The sequence below is a fragment of the Neptuniibacter sp. QD34_54 genome, assembly GCF_047778055.1.
GTDB lineage: Bacteria > Pseudomonadota > Gammaproteobacteria > Pseudomonadales > Balneatricaceae > Neptuniibacter.
The window spans coordinates 610746-627928 of the sequence record NZ_CP180546.1; the positions used below are offsets into that span (position 1 = coordinate 610746).

Sequence of the window (17183 nt, forward strand, 5' to 3'; positions counted from 1 at the left end):
TAGAAAGCAATACAACAGTGCCGTGCAATCAGATATTCGTATATAATCCCTCGGTTAATAATCGGCAGATATTGTAAAAAGTATAGTTTATTGCCGTAAATTACATTTCTTAAGTGATTCCACGTTTAAGAAATAGGTCGGAAGACTCGATTGGGTTTGGGGATTGATTTGGATACAGCGTTAATACAAGTTGAAAACCTGTTTTGTGAGCGTGACGAACGTATTTTGTTCGAAGATCTAAATTTTTCTGTATCACAAGGCGAAGTTATCCAGATTGAAGGCCAAAACGGTAGCGGTAAAACGACGCTGCTGCGTATCCTCAGTGGTCTATCTAATCATTATGAAGGCGATATTTACTGGGAAGGAGAGCCTGTCTCAGAGGTTCGCGAAGAATTCCGTAGAGAGCTCCTATATTTTGGTCATCACCCTGGGGTGAAGGCTGTGCTCACGCCTGAAGAAAATCTCCAATGGTATGCAGCTATGCATCCGGGGATAAATGTCGCTGATATCCCTATGGCGTTGGATAAAGTGGGATTAACCGGTTTTGAAGATTCTCCATGCCATACGCTTTCTGCAGGTCAGAATCGTCGAGTGAGCCTTGCGCGTTTGTATTTAAGTAGCGCTAAGTTGTGGATTCTCGATGAGCCTTTCACTGCCATTGATAAAAAAGGTGTCGCTGAAAAAGAACAGCTTATTCTTGATCATGCGAAGCAAGGTGGTTGTGTGATTTTGACCACTCACCATGAGCTAGGTGTGGGTGAGCAGGTTCGTCGATTAAATCTTGATGAATTGGCGGGAACTTAATGGACCAGACAGTGACAAAAGATGAGTTAGGTCAGGGCGATACGTCTGTATCAAGTTTATTCTATGCCGTATTAAAGCGGGATTTAATGTTGGCTTATCGCAAAAAAAGCGATTTGTTTAATCCGCTCATTTTCTTTTTAATGGTCGCGACATTATTCCCACTGGGTGTGAGCCCTGAACCAACGTTCTTGGCTGAGGTGGCTCCCGGTGTTGTTTGGGTAGCAGCATTGCTCGCTACCTTATTGTCTATGGATAGCCTATTTCGATCGGATTTCGAAGATGGAACATTAGAGCAGACGCTGTTAAGTCCACAGCCTCTGTTTGTGGTTGTGTTGGCTAAAGTGATTGCTCACTGGATGATGAGCGGTCTGCCATTAACGCTATTAGCGCCCCTACTCGGGGTTATGCTGTTTTTACCAGCAGAAGGAATGAGTGGCTTGATGTTGAGTCTGTTGTTAGGGACACCAACATTAAGTTTAATCGGTGCCATCGGTGCGGCATTGACGGTGGGATTAAGAAAAGGTGGCGTGCTGATATCTCTACTGGTGCTGCCGCTGTATATCCCTGTGCTTATTTTTGGCACCAGCGCAGTTCAGGCGGCAGTGACAGGATTGCCGCTTGCTGGGTATTTTGCGTTATTAGGCGCTATTTTGGCTTTGGGTGTTGTGATGGCGCCTCTTGCAATTGGTGCAGCATTACGAATTTCCGTGAGCGGATAAGTTTAGGTTGTTATGAGCGAAAAGAAGAAGTGGATGCCCCGTTGGTTTTATCAATTGGCATCGCCACGCTGGTCTTATGAAATTATGGGTAAGCTGCTGCCAGGATTTGCAATCGCGGCAGCTATTGCACTTATTGCAGGTGTTGTTTGGGCGCTAGGTTTTGCTCCAGAGGATTACCAGCAGGGTAACAGCTTTAGAATTATCTATATCCATGTTCCTTCCGCTATCTTGGCTCAATCCTGCTACATGATGATGGCAATCGCAGGTGCAATTGGACTTATCTGGAAAATGAAAGTGGCCGATATGGTCGCTAAGTCTTGTGCGCCTATTGGTGCTTCCATTGCGATCTTAGCTCTAGCTACAGGTGCAATTTGGGGTAAACCTACTTGGGGTTCTTGGTGGGTTTGGGATGCGCGCTTAACGTCTATGCTAATCCTTCTATTCCTTTACTTGGGCGTTATTGCTTTGAACTCAGCAATAGAGAGTGAAGCAACGGCGGCTCAAGCTTCTGCAGTTTTATCTTTGGTTGGTTTAGTGAATATCCCGATCATCAAATATTCAGTTGACTGGTGGAATACTCTACATCAGCCAGCAACATTTACCTTGACTGAAAAACCGGCGATGCCCGCGGAAATGTGGGTGCCACTGCTCGTCATGGTCATAGGGTTTTATTGTTTTTTCGCGGTCTCTTTGATGATGCGTACTCGAAATGAAATTTTATATCGAGAACGTCGCTCCAGTTGGGTGCGGGAATTGATAGAAAAACAGAGAGGCTAATCCAGTGAGTTTTGATAGTTTTTCAGATTTTATCGCGATGGGCGGACATGGTTTATATGTCTGGTTGAGTTATGCCATCGCTCTATTCGTTATTGTTATTAATATTGTGAATCCGGCACTGCAAAAGAAGAAGGTTATCTCTGATCTTGCACGTCGCCTGCGCAGGGAGAAAAAATCTTCATGAACCCTAAACGCAAACAACGTTTAATTATCGTTTTATTTATTGTTTTTGGTGTCGGAGCGGCTGTTGGCCTAACTATGTTTGCTCTTAGCCAAAATATTAACCTTTTTTACTCTCCAACTGAGATTGCTAAGGGTGAAGCGCCTAAGGATACGCGAATTAGAGCGGGTGGCATGGTTGTAGAGGGCAGTGTTAAGCGTGATCCTCAAAGTCTGAAAGTAACATTCCAACTTACAGATTACGAAAGCGTAATGACGGTTCATTATGAAGGTATCTTGCCTGACCTATTCCGTGAAGGTCAGGGTATCGTTTCCCAAGGTAAATTAAATAGCTCTAATGAACTTGAGGCAACTGAAGTGTTAGCTAAACATGATGAAAACTATATGCCACCAGAAGTTGCTGAAGCACTAGAAAAGAGTGGTCATATGCCTAAACCAGAGGGTGAGGTGTTTAACAAATGATCCCTGAGTTAGGTCAGTACGCACTAATTTTATCTTTATGTTTGGCTGCGTTATTAGCGGTTGTTCCGTTAGCAGGTACTTATAGTAAGAATGCTTTATGGATGGGCTTTGCTCGTCCTTTAGCGACAGGCATGTTTGCCTTCTTGATGGTCAGCCTTGTATGTCTTGGCTACGCCTTTGTTGTAGATGACTTCTCTGTTGCTTATGTCGCAACAAACTCAAATACAGCGCTACCTATCTATTACAAAATCAGTGCTATCTGGGGCGGGCATGAAGGTTCATTGCTGCTTTGGGTTGTGATCCTAGGTGGTTGGACTTGGGCTGTAGCGATTAAAAGTGACAACTTACCGCAAGATATTGTCGCTCGTGTACTAGGTGTCATGGGTATTATCAGTGTTGGTTTTATCCTGTTTACACTGATGACATCGAGTCCATTTGAACGTCATTTGCCTCGTTTCCCACAAGAGGGTGGCGACCTTAACCCATTGCTGCAAGATATCGGTCTGATTCTGCACCCGCCAATGCTGTACATGGGCTATGTTGGTTTCTCTGTTGCGTTTGCCTTTGCTATTGCTGCTTTGCTAAGCGGTCGTTTAGATGCGGCTTGGGCGCGTTGGTCTCGTCCTTGGACAATTGTTGCGTGGGCATTCCTAACCCTAGGTATCGCATTAGGAAGCTGGTGGGCATATTACGAATTAGGCTGGGGTGGCTGGTGGTTCTGGGATCCAGTAGAAAACGCTTCATTTATGCCATGGTTGGTAGGTACTGCACTGGTTCACAGTTTAGCCGTTACTGAAAAGCGTGGTGTGTTTAAAAGCTGGACCGTATTGCTAGCGATCTTTACCTTCTCTTTGAGCTTATTAGGTGCCTTTTTGGTTCGTTCTGGCGTACTTACTTCAGTACATGCCTTTGCGACAGACCCGGAGCGAGGCTACTTCCTACTTGCGCTATTGGCGATCACTATTGGTGGCTCTTTGTTGATCTACGCATTGAAAGCCGCGCATGTAAAAAGTGAATCAAGTTTTGAATTGGTTTCCCGCGAGACCTTCTTGTTAGGTAACAATATTCTATTAGTGGTAGTAGCGATGATGGTCCTATTAGGAACATTGTATCCGCTGCTTATTGATGCCTTAGGTATGGGTAAAATTTCGGTAGGTCCTCCGTACTTTAACGCACTCTTTATACCTCTAATGGCTGTAATGGTTGGCTTTATGGGCTTTGGTATTCTTTCTCGTTGGAGGAGTACTAAGAGTACATATCTTACCGCTCAATTAGTCATTCCATTTGTATTAAGCATTGTCTGTGCTGCTGTGTTCCCTATGCTGTATGGCGATGGCTTTGATTGGTACGTATTCCTGGGCATGGCGCTTGTATTCTGGATTACGTTCGTATCGATTAAAGATATTTGGAACAAAGTTTCTCACCGTAAGGCTCCTTTTAAGGCACTAACTACGTTGTCTCGTAGCTATTACGCGATGGTATTAGCCCATATCGGTGTTGCGGTAACGATTGTTGGTATGACGCTAGTATCTATTTACAACGAAGAGCGCGATCTTAGAATGGTGCCAGGTGACAAACTTAGCTTTAAACAGTACGAGTTTATTTTTGACGGCACTCGAGATGTTGTAGGCCCTAACTATGTTTCTGATAAAGCGCGTTTACGTGTACTGAAAGATGGTGAAGCTTATGGCGAACTGTTCCCAGAAAAACGTATGTACAACGCTAGTGGCACAGTTATGACTGAAGCCGCAATTGACCCAGGTTTAACCCGAGATCTATATGTTGCGTTGGGTGAGCCTCTTGAAGGCGGTGCATGGGCGGTTCGTGTTCAGCATAAACCATTTGTACGTTGGTTATGGTTGGGCGGCTTGCTAATGACCGTTGGTGGTTTGTTGGCTGCGATGGACAAGCGTTATAGAAAACAAAATAAGCGTGCTGTAGCAAACGCTTAAGTATTAAGGGTAAATAATCATGCGTCGCTTTGTTTTGTTTATTCCATTGGCGATTTTCTTGGGAATAGGTGTTTTTCTTTGGCGTGGTCTGCAACTGGATCCTACGGAATTGCCTTCAGCGCTTCTGAATAAGCCTTTCCCTCAGTTTGAACTATCGTCATTGTATGACGAAGGGAAGATGCTGAACGCTGATGATCTTAAGGGTGAAGCTGCTTTAGTTAACGTTTGGGCAACTTGGTGTCCATCCTGTAAAGAAGAGCATGCACAGCTGAATAGTATTAAGGCCGAAGGCTATAAAGTTATCGGTATTAACTATAAAGATGAGCGCCAGAAAGCAAAAATTTGGCTGAATAAATACTTAGATCCCTACGCAACAAATGTTTATGACGACAAAGGAAGCTTAGGCCTAGATCTTGGTGTTTATGGAGCACCTGAAACTTATGTGATCGATGCACAAGGTGTGATCCGCTATAAGCATGTGGGTGTTGTCGATCAGCAAGTTTGGACCAAGCTTAAAGGGATAATTGATCAGATCAACAGTTCTGAGAAGGTCGCTGCACAATGAGAAAAATCCTAGCGTTATTGCTATTTTCTCTGCCTATGTCGTTATGGGCAGCCATTGATACTTACGAATTTAAGGATGAGGAAACGCGCGAACGCTTTCGTCAATTAACGTTCGAGCTACGTTGTCCAAAATGCCAAAACCAAAACTTGCAGGACTCTAACTCGCCTATCGCTTCTGATCTGCGTAATGAAGTCTACAAGATGTTGCAAGAAGGCAACGATAACGACGAAATTGTCGATTTTATGGTAGCAAGGTACGGTGATTTTGTTTTATATCGCCCGCCGGTTAATAAAGCGACCTATGTGTTGTGGTATGGCCCGTTTGTGTTGGCTGTTATCGGTATTATCGTGATGTTTTTTCTTTCTCGAAAGCGCAAGAAGAAAGTGGACGAAAAAGGGCAAGATTTAGATTCATCTCTCAGCGGTGATGAAGCCCAGCGCCTGAAAGATATTTTAGATAAGGGTAAAGATAAATGATTGAACTATGGGTAGGCATAGCGCTGTTAACGGTACTGGCTATTGCTTTTGTATTTTTACCCTTTGTACGTGCTAGACGCCTAATTCAAAATGAGGTTGCTGAAGATCGCGAACAACAAAACATCGAGATCTTTCAGGAGCGTTTATCCGAATTAGAAGAAGAGAAAGCTGCAGGCAACCTAGATGATACGGATTTTGCGACGTTGAAAACTGAGCTTGAGCGAAATCTGCTTTCAGATGTAAACGAGCAAAAACAATCTAAGAATAAAATAGCGTTAACTTCGCAAACACTAGTGACTGTGACGTTGTTGGCGTTAATGATTCCTGTTGCTGCAATTGGTTTGTACTCCGTTTATGGACGCTCTGCTGATCTTGAACTATCAATGCAGCAGCCAAAAGATCCATTCAATGGTAAACAGCCAACATTGGAAGAGGCTGTTGCACAGCTTGAAAAAGAGCTTAAGTTGAATCCAGAAAACCCTGAGGGTTGGTACTTACTATCAACGACCTATATGAATCAAGGGCGTTTTAAAGAGGGCGCTGCTGGTTTTGAAAAGGTTGTATCTTTATTACCTGAAGATTCACCTCAGTATGCGGATGTCCTAGGTCAGTACGCGCAGGCTCTATTTTTTGCTAATGAAAGTAAAATGAGCCCTGAGATCAAAACGGTTATTGATAAGACGCTAGCGATTAAGCCTCTAGAAATTACCGTTTTAGGTTTGTTAGGTATTGATCGCTATGAGCATAAAGATTATCAAGGTGCGCTGGATTTCTGGTTGAAAGCGCTTCGTAACTCTGACGGTAAGACTGCAGAATCTCTTCGCTCTGGAGTACGTAATGCCCGTGATGCCTTGATCGCTGAAGGTGTTGATGTACCAGAAATTCCTGAGCTAATGCCAGCATCAATCAGCTTGAAAGTGAATATTGACGACCAGCTGAAACAGCAAGTTGCTGCTGATGCCACTGTCTTTGTGTTTGCTCGCGAAGTAGGCGGTCGTATCCCGTTAGCAGCTGTTAAACTTCAAGTTTCTGACCTACCGATTGATGTCGTTCTTGATGATTCTAAAGCGATGAATCCTCAGTCAGGCTTGTCTACGGTATCAACTGTTGAAGTATCTGCGAGAGTCTCAAAAACGGGTGAGCCAAAAGAGCAGTCAGGTGATCTATATGGTTTGATCTCCCCTGTTCAGGTACGCGGAACAACTTTACCAATGATTCTTACGATCGATAGAGTTGTCGAATAAATCTGGCTCTTTTATAGTGGGTACTTATTTACCGTTTTTTTAAGATAAGGTCGCGACTAAGCACATGGAAATCACTCTGCGTGAATGGTTAATAATCGGTGGGGTTGTTTTAATCCTACTGATTGTTTTGGATGGTTGGCGTCGTATGCAAATTGGGCGTAATCGCCTAAAGATGAACATCGACAAAAACTTTGTTGATCTTCCAGAGGGAGATGACTCATTTAATCCAGAGTTACCGTCAGGTGGTGCCCGCAAGGTTGCGTTAGATGATGACCCTCTTTTCTCTAATCACCGTCCAAATTTAGACGGTGATTCTCCCTCTGCTGAGGCTCAAAGTTCTTCTGCTACAAGTGAATTGGATGCACAAGAAATACAACCGCTTACAGAAGAGAAATCTGTTAAAAAAGAAGAGCCTATAGCACCGGTTTGGGATGATAATCTCGATATTGATGATGGTATTGTTGGTAGTGCGCGTAAGGTTTCCTTAGAGCCGACGCTAACTGTTGATGATATCCCTGTAATGGATGAGCCACTTCCAAAAGAAGCGGAAGAAACAAAACCTGAACTGTCCGATTATGCTATGGATGAAGGAGTGTTGGGTCCTGCTCGTGTAGTAGAACAAACTATTCCAGAACCAGAACCAGAACCAGAACCAGAACCAGAACCAGAACCAGAACCAGAACCAGAACCAGAACCAGAACTTCAGTCGTATCAGGAAGTTACCGAGAAAGAAGTTCCTTTAGTTACTGCGAATGAGGGTTTTGAGCAAAATGCTGTTGAAATCGAAGACGTAACTGCTCCATATCATGAAGATGAAGTTCTTCAAGAGCAGTCGATAGTCGAGTTAGAACCTGAAGCAGTCGAAGAGACTGTGCAGCCAGAACCTGAAGTTGAGATTGTTCAGGAAGCAGAGCAAGAGTCTCAGTCCTATGCTGAGTTTTCTGATGAAGTTTCAGAAATTCAAAGTGTTGATACTGAACAGAATCATTATGTTGAAGCAACGAACACTCAAATTAATGAGTACGAAATGCTTCAGGAAGAGTCTGACACTGAACTTGAGTTAACAGAAGTTGTTGACGAAGAGCTGAAACCAGAACCGCTTATTGAAATAGAACAGCCTGTAGAAAATCTTGCAGAGCCAGAGCCAGAGCCAGAGCCAGTAATTGCAGCAGTAGCTGAGCCTGTTCAAGAGATCGACTTCGAAAAGCCGGTTACGCTTCTTATGGATGAGCTTGATGAAAAAGAGCATATCCATGAAAGCGAACAGGAACCTGAAGCTTTTCCTCAGTTGGACCTTAAAGGTGTTGAGAATAGCACTCCTTCAGTCGTTGAAGATGATCCACAAACAGGCTTTGATTTTGGTCATGCAGAAGAGGACCTATATGCCAACCTAACCCTAGGTTCGGCGTTAGATAATGATTGCTCCGAGCTTTCAGTTACAGAGACTATTACAAAAGCCCCAACAGCTGAGGCTCAAGAGGTTCAAGTTGAAGAGGCTGAAACTAAAGATGCCAGTTATGAAAAAACAATGGAGCCTGAGTATCTGGGTGAAGAAGTAGAATATTCGCCAGAACCAGATGCTATGGTTGAGCAAGTTGAAGTTATTTCCGATGTTCAGCCAGAGCCAGAGCCAGAGCCAGAGCCAGAGCCAGAGCCAGAGCCAGAGCCAGAGCCAGAGCCAGAGCCAGTTGTAGCGCCTGCAGGTGTGCAGCGGAAGCCTCTAGAGAAAGATCCAGATCCTGAAAATGTTCTGGTGATCTCGGTGATTGCCAAAGAGCAGCCGCAGTTTAACGGTCCTGTATTGCAGAAAATAGTTGATGCTTGCGGTATGAACTTTGGCGAAATGGATATTTATCATCGTTTCGAAAAAGCCTCGGGGATTAGCCCTGTACAGTTCAGCATGGCAAATGCACTTCCACCAGGTACCTTCGTCCAAGACAATCCCGAATCACTTACGACAAAAGCGGTGATGTTCTTTATGTCTATGGAAGAACCGCAAGATGTCATGGATGCCTTTGAGTGTATGTTGGCTACTGCAGAAACTGTAGCGAAGCATCTTGGTGGCGAAATGCTCGATGAAAATCGATCGGTGCTAAGAAGCCAGACGATGGAACACTACCGGCAGCGTGTTCGCGATTTTGAAATGAAAACTCTTAAAAAGCGTGGCCGTTAAGCCGCGCTTTCTTCTCTCTATACCCCTGATTGAGTCTTACCGTGTCTATACAAGAACAGATCGAATCTCTGCGTGAGCAGCTAAACCATCATAACTATCGTTACTATGTTTTGGATGATCCAGAGGTTCCGGACGCTGAGTATGATCGACTTTTCCATGAGTTGAAAAAGTTAGAGAGAGAAAATCCTGAGCTAATAACATCTGATTCACCGACTCAAAGGGTTGGTGGGCAGCCTCTATCGGCCTTTAGCCAAATTGCACATGAACTGCCGATGCTCTCTTTGGATAACGCTTTCAATGAAGAGGATATGCAAGAGTTCAATCGTAGAGTGCTAGAGCGTTTAGATCAGCAAGGTGGTGGATCTATACATTATGCTTGTGAGCCAAAATTAGACGGTATTGCCGTAAGTTTACTTTATGAAAATGGTTTGCTTGTCCGTGGCGCAACGCGCGGTGATGGTACCACCGGTGAAGATATCACCCTGAATGTACGTACTATTCCTACGATTCCTTTAAAGCTAACAGGCAGTGGTTACCCAGAGCGGTTAGAAGTCCGTGGTGAAATCTACATGCCGAAAGCGGGCTTCGAACTGCTAAATAAACGTGCAGCTGCAACGGGACAAAAACCATTTGTAAATCCACGTAATGCTGCAGCAGGGAGTCTACGTCAGTTGGACCCCAAGATTACCGCATCTCGACCTCTAGAGATGTGTAGTTATAGTGTTGGTATCGTTTCTGGAGGTGAGTTGGCTTCTGAGCATGCCGCCATACTGACCCAGCTAAAAGAGTGGGGCTTTAAACTCAATCCATTGTTAGATGTTGTCGATGGTGTTGATGGTTGTATGACGTACTATCAAAAAGTCTCTGAGCTGCGTGATTCGCTTCCTTACGAGATCGATGGTGTCGTTTTTAAGGTGAATAACCTTGAGCAGCAAAAACAGTTGGGCTTTGTATCACGAGCGCCGCGCTGGGCAATAGCGCATAAATTCCCTGCTCAAGAAGAGATGACAACAATTCGTGCAATTGAATTCCAGGTTGGTCGTACAGGTGCGGTTACTCCTGTGGCTCGTCTAGAGCCTGTTTTCGTGGGTGGTGTGACCGTTTCTAACGCCACTTTACACAATATGGATGAGATTGAACGTCTTGATGTGCGGGCAGGTGATACGGTGATCATTCGTCGTGCTGGCGATGTGATCCCGCAAGTTGTTCGAGTGTTACATGATAGAAGGTTACCCGAAGCAGAAGCGGTAGAGTTTCCTAAATCTTGTCCCGTATGCGATTCGGCTGTAGAGCGGCAAGAGGGGGAGGCAGTTGTTCGTTGTACGGGTGGTTTGTATTGTGCGGCACAACGAAAAGAGGCGCTAAAGCACTTTGTATCCCGCAAGGCGATGGATATCGATGGTCTGGGTGATAAGTTAATCGAAATGCTTGTCGATCTGGATATGTTACATAATCCAGCGGGATTGTTTACCTTGGATCAAGCGGAGATCGCTAAGCTTGAGCGAATGGGGCCTAAGTCTGCCGAGAATTTGATTAATGCGATTAACAACAGCCGTAATACACAATTTCCGCGTTTCCTATACGCTTTGGGTATTCGTGAAGTAGGTGAGGCAACTGCTCGAGCGTTAGCGCATCATTTTGGCAAGCTAGATGCTCTGATGTCAGCATCTGAAGAAGAGCTTGTCGATGTGCCTGATGTAGGGCCGATTGTAGCGAAGCATATTACTCAGTTTTTTGCGCAGGAACATAACCGCGAAGTTATCGATGCCTTGATTAATGAGGCTGGTATTTCTTGGGAAGTGATAGAAAAACCGTCTGAAGATGAGTTAGTCTTGCAGGGTAAAACATGGGTTCTGACGGGTAAGTTGGAGCGTATGGGGCGTAGTGATGCGAAAAATCACTTGTTGGCTTTAGGCGCCAAAGTGGCTGGCAGTGTCTCTGCAAAAACTGATTGTGTAGTGGCTGGGCCGGGTGCTGGCTCAAAACTTAAAAAGGCAAACGAGTTAAACATCGCTACGATGGATGAAGATGAGTTTGTTAACTTTCTAGCTGAGCATGGAGTGAATCTGTAATGCTAATTCGGTTCAATCATAAAGCTTATGGTGTGCTTATCATTTCATTGCTTCTTTCTGGTTGCTTTGGTGGGGCTACCACTAAGCCAGCTCTGATGATCTGTGATGAGTTAGATGACACTGATGATTGGATTGAGCCGGCTGTTAATGTTCAGCAAAAATACGGTACTCCTCTGGCTTTAACTCTAGCTATGCTTGAACTGCCTTTAACTGAGTTAGATAAAAAACACGTTCGACCTCGTGCTGCAGATTGGGATGAATTTCGTATCCGTAGTGAGCGTTGGGATGCTGAGCCTACAGAGGTAGAAGATGCTGTTCATTTTGTTGGTTGGTTTACACAGCAGAGCGTGAGCCGTAATGGTCTTGCTTGGGATAATGCGGCAGGTCACTACTTAGCACTTCGGTTAGGTCATGGTGGTTATCACCGTTTTGATTCAACTAAGTATCCAGAACTTACTAAGCAAGCGCGTGGTATTCAGCAAAGATATGATCGTTGGCAGCGTGAACTGCACGGATGTAAAGACCGTTGGCAGGGAGAAAGCTGGTTTAGTAAGTTGAAGATCTGGTAGTCCCACCTTTATGATCATCCCCTATCAAGAACTTGAACCAGGTACACTCACTGCATTGATCGAAGAATTTGTCAGCCGTGATGGTACTGACTATGGTGAATATGAGTTCTCTCTCTCCGATAAAGTCGCCCAAGTAAAATCTCTCTTGCAATCAGGGCAGGTCGTTATCTTGTTCAGCGAGAGTACAGGCCTTTGTAATATAGTATCTAAAGACACATTGTAGCGCTGGGCCTTTCTATTCGATCTGTAAGGCCTTGGATAATCAGCGAGGTACTTATATGGATCAGTTAGAACAAATTGTCAGTTTAGTAGCACTGACGATGGGGGTTGGTTGGGCAAGTGGTATTAACTTATACGCTACTGTCCTAATGTTAGGCATGCTCAATAATATGGGGCATATAGCCTTACCAGAAGAGTTACAGATTGTCAGTGATCCGCTAGTATTGATGGCTGCTGGGGCTATGTATTTTGTCGAGTTTTTTGCCGATAAAGTACCTGGTGTCGACACTGGCTGGGATACATTACACACCTTTATTCGAATCCCCGCAGGCGCAGCTTTAGCTGCCAGTGCAGTAGGCGACGTAACGCCAGCAGTAGAGCTGGCTGCAGCTTTGGCTGGTGGCACATTAGCAGCAGGAAGTCATGCGGCGAAAGCGGGTGGGCGCGTACTAATTAATACTTCACCAGAGCCTGTGACCAATTGGACCGCTTCAATTAGTGAAGACCTGCTGGTGTTAGGTGGCCTGTGGGCTGCACTTAACCACCCTATTTGGTTCTTAGCTGGCTTGGTAATCTTTATATTGCTGTTGGTATGGCTGCTTCCAAAGATATGGCGTGGTGTGAAAAAGGTATTTAGATTTATTGCTGGGTTGTTCGGCGGTAATAAAGAGGAGCCTAAGGAGCTATCATCGCATCCACCACAACGCCCTAAACCCATCTCTCCAAATGAGGGCCACTGACCAGTAAGCGCAAAAGGTCTGTTCTACAGACGATGCCAACAACCTGGTCTTGATCATCAACCACTGGAACTGCATTGATGTCATTCTCTATAAAATTCATTGCGACATCTTGAACCATAGTTTCAGGTGTCGCTGCCGTTAGCTTTTTAGTGCATAAAGATCGGACAGGAGAGATAGAATCTGTTCCTGCAGCAATAAGATCTGTTTTGTGAATAAGCCCTAATGGACGTTGATCCTCTTCCATCACCACCAAGTGATTGATTTCCAGAGAATCCATTCGTTTCCAAGTGCTGCTGATAGGGGTGCTTGGTGTCACACTATGTACCGGCGAAACCATAATTCTAGAGACCGTCAACTGCGGGCTGTCAGGTTCAGCATGGCTATCGGCGGTATTAGAGGCATAAGCACGGCTGGCGTTGTCATTATTTTCTGGGCCTTTTTGAGGCCCCGGGATAACAAATTTTTCACCGTCGGCATGGAGACGATCTTCCATATCTGCGCTACGGTGGCTGTGGCGGCTGTGTTTTAGAGAATCAACACCTTTCTCCCTAAAGAGAGACTCTTTAGGTGTTTGTATTCGATAACCTTGATCGTATACGTAAAGTGCCATAGTTACTCCAGCCAAACAGGGATAAATCAAATATAAAACTGAAGCTGCATGTTATGCAACTCCAGCTATAACCTATTATATCGTCTGTTTTATCAACTTCTTAATGATAAAGCGGGCTGGGTTAATGGCATCAATGACATCTTTGGGTAGAGGAAGGGGATCATCGCATATCATCGAGGCTAATAGTTCTGCTGAAATAGGGCAGGTAATTAACCCTTTAGAACCATGACCTGTATTGACGTAGAGATTAGGGTGATGCTCTGCTTTTGCATTATCAAAGTGCCATTTTCGATCTTTTCTTAGTTGTGCGAAGGTTTCAATAAATTGATCTTGCACCGGTGCAGGGCCCACAATCGGCATGTAATCTGGCGTGCTGCAGCGGAATGCTGTGCGTCCTTGTAGGTCATTAGATTCTGCAGCTAAATCAGCATGTATGTCGGGTAGAACCTTACTTAACTTTTCTAGATTAGATTCATGGTCATCTTGTGTAACATTGCGCTCTTTACCCTGAAGATCATAAGTCGCGCCAAAACAATACTGTTGGTTATGCGCTGGCGAGATATAACCATCACCACAAACGACACTGTTTAACTGGTTGTTTGTTGCTTTAGCTTGAGTAATGGATACCTGGCCTCGGATGGTTTTAAGAGGGAGATGATCTGTTTGGTTAAACTGGTTCGCCATCTCGGCATTACAGATAACTACATGGCTAGCCGATAAGGTCTCTCCACTTTTTGTTGCTAACTGCCAATGACCTTCTGCAAAAGATAATTCTTCTACTTGCTGTTGTACTACCGAGATATTTGGGTAATCGACAAAATGATCGCACAACGCTCGTGGCGAAACCCAACCTGCCGAAGGGAAAAACAAACCATCAAAATTAACGGCTGTGCCTGCGATCTCAGCTAATTCCTCAGCGCTTTTAAGAGAAACAAGCTCTTGTGGATAAGTTTCTTGTTCTATTAGGTTGTTTTGACGAGCGAGTTCTTTATCGCTCGTTGCAAGCTGCATTACCCCGCATTGAGACCAAAAGGATTCTTCTGGGTCTATGCGCTTGAGCATATTAACGCTGTATAGAAAGCCGCTGAGGTGTAGCTCGCCCTGAGTCGTTTGCTTGACTGGAAGCTTGGCGTACAAAGCACCCTGAGGATTGCCAGATCCGCCAGTTGCTAACTGACTTTCTTGTTCGATCAGTGTAACTTTGACGCCACGCTCGGCCAAAGCCCTCGCAGTTGAACAACCTGAAAGGCCACCACCAATAATCGTGACCTCTTCTGGCTTTTCAGGTGCAGGCAATTCAAACCAAGGTTTTTCAATCGGCGTAGGAGTTGTGTCCTCAACAAAGGTGCCGACTAACATTTCGCGCTTACGACCAAATCCCTTCTGTTTTCTTACATCAAAACCAACGTCCCTTAAGCCGCGTTTCACAATACCTGCCGCTGTGAAAGTAGAAAAGGTTGTGCCTGGCTTGCTCAAGCGAGCGATCTCACGGAACAGCTCCGGTGACCACATGTCAGGATTTTTAGAAGGGGCAAAACCATCTAGGTACCAAGCAGCTACTTTGGCGTTTAAGCGGGAGTAAGATTGTGCTGCGTCGCCGAACATGAGAAGAAGCTCAATCCTATTCTGTGGAATTTTAATCGAATGAAATCCAGCTTGGGGTAGTGGGTATTGCTCCAAAATAGTATGAGAGAGCTCTTTAAATTCAGGCCATTGCTCTAAGGCTTTATGTAAATCAGAATGAGAAAGAGGGAATTTTTCTACGGATATATACTGTAACGTTGATTGCTCAGATGAGTGTTGTAGCCATTTAGAAGCCGTAAGTAGAAAGTTAAGTCCCGTCCCAAAACCCGTTTCAGCGATAGTTACACATGCATCACTATTAGCGTCAAATAAAGGAGATATTTCATTGGCTTCCAGAAATGTGTAAATGCTCTCTGATATGCCATCTTCAGGGTTGAAGTAGATATCTTCGTAATGATCTGAATGAGGAGATGAGGATTTCCAATCAACAGTGGCTGTAGTGATTTTCAAAGGGGGTCCTAATATTTGTGAAAAGGAAATGGCGATTGTGTTCCATATTTTCCATGTCTAGTTAACAAGAGCAAGTGTTCTAGAGGGCTTTGAGATAATGCTTGGTACTGAATTATCAATGGATATTAAGTTAAGCCCTCGGTAAAATTGCGGCTTTCTAAAGAATGATGAAAAAAGCCATTTAAAATGACTTGCCAGTATAGCGGTAGCTGACGGTTTTTGAGCAGTGCATATCTGTATTCTGGGTTGGAAGTGGAAATCTCAATTTATGGCTATTTGGTCCCTGAAAAATAAGCGGAAGGAAGATAAATGAACCTGAGTGAAGCGAAAATCGCTATTATTGGACTGGGCTATGTAGGGCTTCCTCTAGCAGTTGAATTTGGCAAAACTAGATCTGTATTAGGATTCGATATTAATCGAGGTCGAATAGATGAATTGCAGAGGGGGCACGATTCAACCCTAGAAGTATCTGGTGCTGAGCTCAAAGATGCCGTTCACTTATCTTACTCGGATAGTCTAGAAGACCTTAAAGACTTTAATATATATATCGTTACTGTCCCTACGCCAATTGATGAAAATAATGCTCCAGATCTAAACCCATTGAGGAAATCTTCTGAAATGTTGTCAGAGGTTATGGATGTTGGAGATATTGTTATTTTTGAATCAACAGTCTATCCGGGAGCGACTGAAGAGGTCTGTATCCCAATTATTGAGCGCGGTAGCGGCTTAACTTTTAATAAAGATTTCTTTGCAGGATACAGCCCTGAGCGAATTAACCCAGGTGATAAGGTCAATACGCTTACTAAAATTAAAAAGATTACCTCCGGCTCAACCGATGAAATTGCAGAGTTGGTTGACCAGTTATACGCATCAATCATAACTGCAGGAACCCATAAAGCTAGCTCAATTAAAGTAGCTGAAGCAGCAAAAGTTATCGAAAACACTCAGCGTGATTTGAATATTGCAATCATTAATGAATTTGCCAAGATTTTTAATCGCTTAGATATTGATACTCAAGAAGTATTAGATGCTGCAGGGACAAAATGGAATTTTTTACCATTTAAACCGGGCCTCGTGGGCGGGCATTGTATCAGTGTCGATCCCTACTATTTAACGTTTAAGGCTAAAGAGGTTGGCTATCAACCTGAGGTAATTCTTGCTGGTCGTAGAATTAATGATGGCATGGGAACATATGTTGCGACTGAATTAGTTAAAGCTGTAAGCCGGAAAAAGATTCATATTGATGAAGCACGTGTGCTTGTTTTAGGTTTTACCTTCAAAGGTGATTGTCCTGATGTTCGGAATACAAAAATTGTGGATATCATTACAGAACTTGAAAGCTTTAATATGCAAGTAGATGTATGTGATAGCTGGGCTGATGCTGATGAAGTTCAAGATGAATATGGCATTAACTTAATCACTCAACCTGAACATGGAGCTTATGATGCCATTGTGCTTGCAGTAGATCATTCAGAATATAAAAAATGGGGTGAGGAAAAAGTTAGGGCATATGGTAAAGAAAAGCATGTTCTTTATGATGTGAAGTATGTGCTTGAAAAAAATGCTTCCGATATTCGTCTGTAATAG

Annotated in this window: 17 protein-coding genes; 15 read left to right on the forward strand and 2 right to left on the reverse strand. The window is 44.1% G+C overall.

Features of this window, described 5'->3' with window-relative positions; translation table 11 throughout:
- The first annotated feature begins 168 nt into the window (after positions 1–168).
- From ccmA to ACMXYP_RS02640, 14 genes are all read left to right on the forward strand, one after another.
- The gene (ccmA, locus tag ACMXYP_RS02575) at positions 169–804 is read left to right on the forward strand and encodes a cytochrome c biogenesis heme-transporting ATPase CcmA (protein WP_415883444.1); all 636 of its coding nucleotides are present in this window, start codon (positions 169–171) and stop codon (positions 802–804) included.
- A complete protein-coding gene (ccmB, locus tag ACMXYP_RS02580; RefSeq protein ID WP_415883445.1) occupies positions 804–1523 on the forward strand; it encodes a heme exporter protein CcmB in 720 nt (239 codons plus the stop codon). Before ccmA ends, ccmB begins: the two co-directional genes overlap by 1 nt.
- 12 nt (positions 1524–1535) lie before the next feature.
- Positions 1536–2300 carry a heme ABC transporter permease gene (locus tag ACMXYP_RS02585; protein WP_415883446.1) on the forward strand — a complete coding sequence of 255 codons (765 nt, stop codon included), beginning with the start codon at positions 1536–1538 and terminating at the stop codon, positions 2298–2300.
- Positions 2301–2304: 4 nt separating this feature from the next.
- On the forward strand, positions 2305–2484 hold the full coding sequence (ccmD, locus tag ACMXYP_RS02590) for a heme exporter protein CcmD (RefSeq protein WP_415883447.1): 180 nt from the start codon (positions 2305–2307) through the stop codon (positions 2482–2484).
- On the forward strand, positions 2481–2942 hold the full coding sequence (gene ccmE, locus ACMXYP_RS02595) for a cytochrome c maturation protein CcmE (protein WP_415883449.1): 462 nt from the start codon (positions 2481–2483) through the stop codon (positions 2940–2942). The genes ccmD and ccmE overlap by 4 nt, the downstream gene beginning before the upstream one ends.
- Positions 2939–4894 (forward strand): heme lyase CcmF/NrfE family subunit, encoded by a 1956-nt coding sequence (locus tag ACMXYP_RS02600; RefSeq protein ID WP_415883450.1) that lies wholly within the window; start codon positions 2939–2941, stop codon positions 4892–4894. Before ccmE ends, ACMXYP_RS02600 begins: the two co-directional genes overlap by 4 nt.
- Before the next feature lie 19 nt (positions 4895–4913).
- Complete coding sequence (locus ACMXYP_RS02605; protein WP_415883451.1) at positions 4914–5459, forward strand: DsbE family thiol:disulfide interchange protein; 546 nt, start codon at positions 4914–4916, stop codon at positions 5457–5459.
- The gene (locus ACMXYP_RS02610) at positions 5456–5935 is read left to right on the forward strand and encodes a cytochrome c-type biogenesis protein CcmH (protein WP_415883452.1); all 480 of its coding nucleotides are present in this window, start codon (positions 5456–5458) and stop codon (positions 5933–5935) included. Before ACMXYP_RS02605 ends, ACMXYP_RS02610 begins: the two co-directional genes overlap by 4 nt.
- Positions 5932–7179: a c-type cytochrome biogenesis protein CcmI gene (ccmI, locus tag ACMXYP_RS02615; protein WP_415883453.1), complete on the forward strand. Its 1248-nt coding sequence runs from the start codon at positions 5932–5934 to the stop codon at positions 7177–7179. Before ACMXYP_RS02610 ends, ccmI begins: the two co-directional genes overlap by 4 nt.
- A gap of 64 nt (positions 7180–7243) precedes the next feature.
- Entirely contained in the window at positions 7244–9352 is a 2109-nt protein-coding gene (gene zipA, locus ACMXYP_RS02620; RefSeq protein ID WP_415883454.1) for a cell division protein ZipA, read from the forward strand.
- A gap of 41 nt (positions 9353–9393) precedes the next feature.
- A complete protein-coding gene (gene ligA, locus ACMXYP_RS02625; protein WP_415883455.1) occupies positions 9394–11424 on the forward strand; it encodes an NAD-dependent DNA ligase LigA in 2031 nt (676 codons plus the stop codon).
- On the forward strand, positions 11424–11993 hold the full coding sequence (locus ACMXYP_RS02630; RefSeq protein WP_415883456.1) for a hypothetical protein: 570 nt from the start codon (positions 11424–11426) through the stop codon (positions 11991–11993). Before ligA ends, ACMXYP_RS02630 begins: the two co-directional genes overlap by 1 nt.
- 10 nt (positions 11994–12003) lie before the next feature.
- Entirely contained in the window at positions 12004–12216 is a 213-nt protein-coding gene (locus ACMXYP_RS02635; RefSeq protein WP_415883457.1) for a YheU family protein, read from the forward strand.
- A gap of 55 nt (positions 12217–12271) precedes the next feature.
- Positions 12272–12952, forward strand: coding sequence for a DUF4126 domain-containing protein (locus ACMXYP_RS02640; protein WP_415883458.1), 681 nt, complete (start codon positions 12272–12274; stop codon positions 12950–12952).
- On the opposite strand, the gene ACMXYP_RS02645 is transcribed toward ACMXYP_RS02640, so the two are convergent.
- Entirely contained in the window at positions 12921–13562 is a 642-nt protein-coding gene (locus tag ACMXYP_RS02645) for an HPP family protein (protein WP_415883459.1), read from the reverse strand. The two genes, ACMXYP_RS02640 and ACMXYP_RS02645, sit on opposite strands and share 32 nt — an antisense overlap.
- A 75-nt stretch (positions 13563–13637) precedes the next feature.
- The gene (mnmC, locus tag ACMXYP_RS02650) at positions 13638–15596 is read right to left on the reverse strand and encodes a bifunctional tRNA (5-methylaminomethyl-2-thiouridine)(34)-methyltransferase MnmD/FAD-dependent 5-carboxymethylaminomethyl-2-thiouridine(34) oxidoreductase MnmC (RefSeq protein WP_415883460.1); all 1959 of its coding nucleotides are present in this window, start codon (positions 15594–15596) and stop codon (positions 13638–13640) included.
- Positions 15597–15905: 309 nt separating this feature from the next.
- Here mnmC and tviB point away from each other — a divergent pair, with 309 nt between their 5' ends.
- Positions 15906–17180 carry a Vi polysaccharide biosynthesis UDP-N-acetylglucosamine C-6 dehydrogenase TviB gene (gene tviB / locus ACMXYP_RS02655; RefSeq protein WP_415883461.1) on the forward strand — a complete coding sequence of 425 codons (1275 nt, stop codon included), beginning with the start codon at positions 15906–15908 and terminating at the stop codon, positions 17178–17180.
- Positions 17181–17183: the final 3 nt, after the last annotated feature.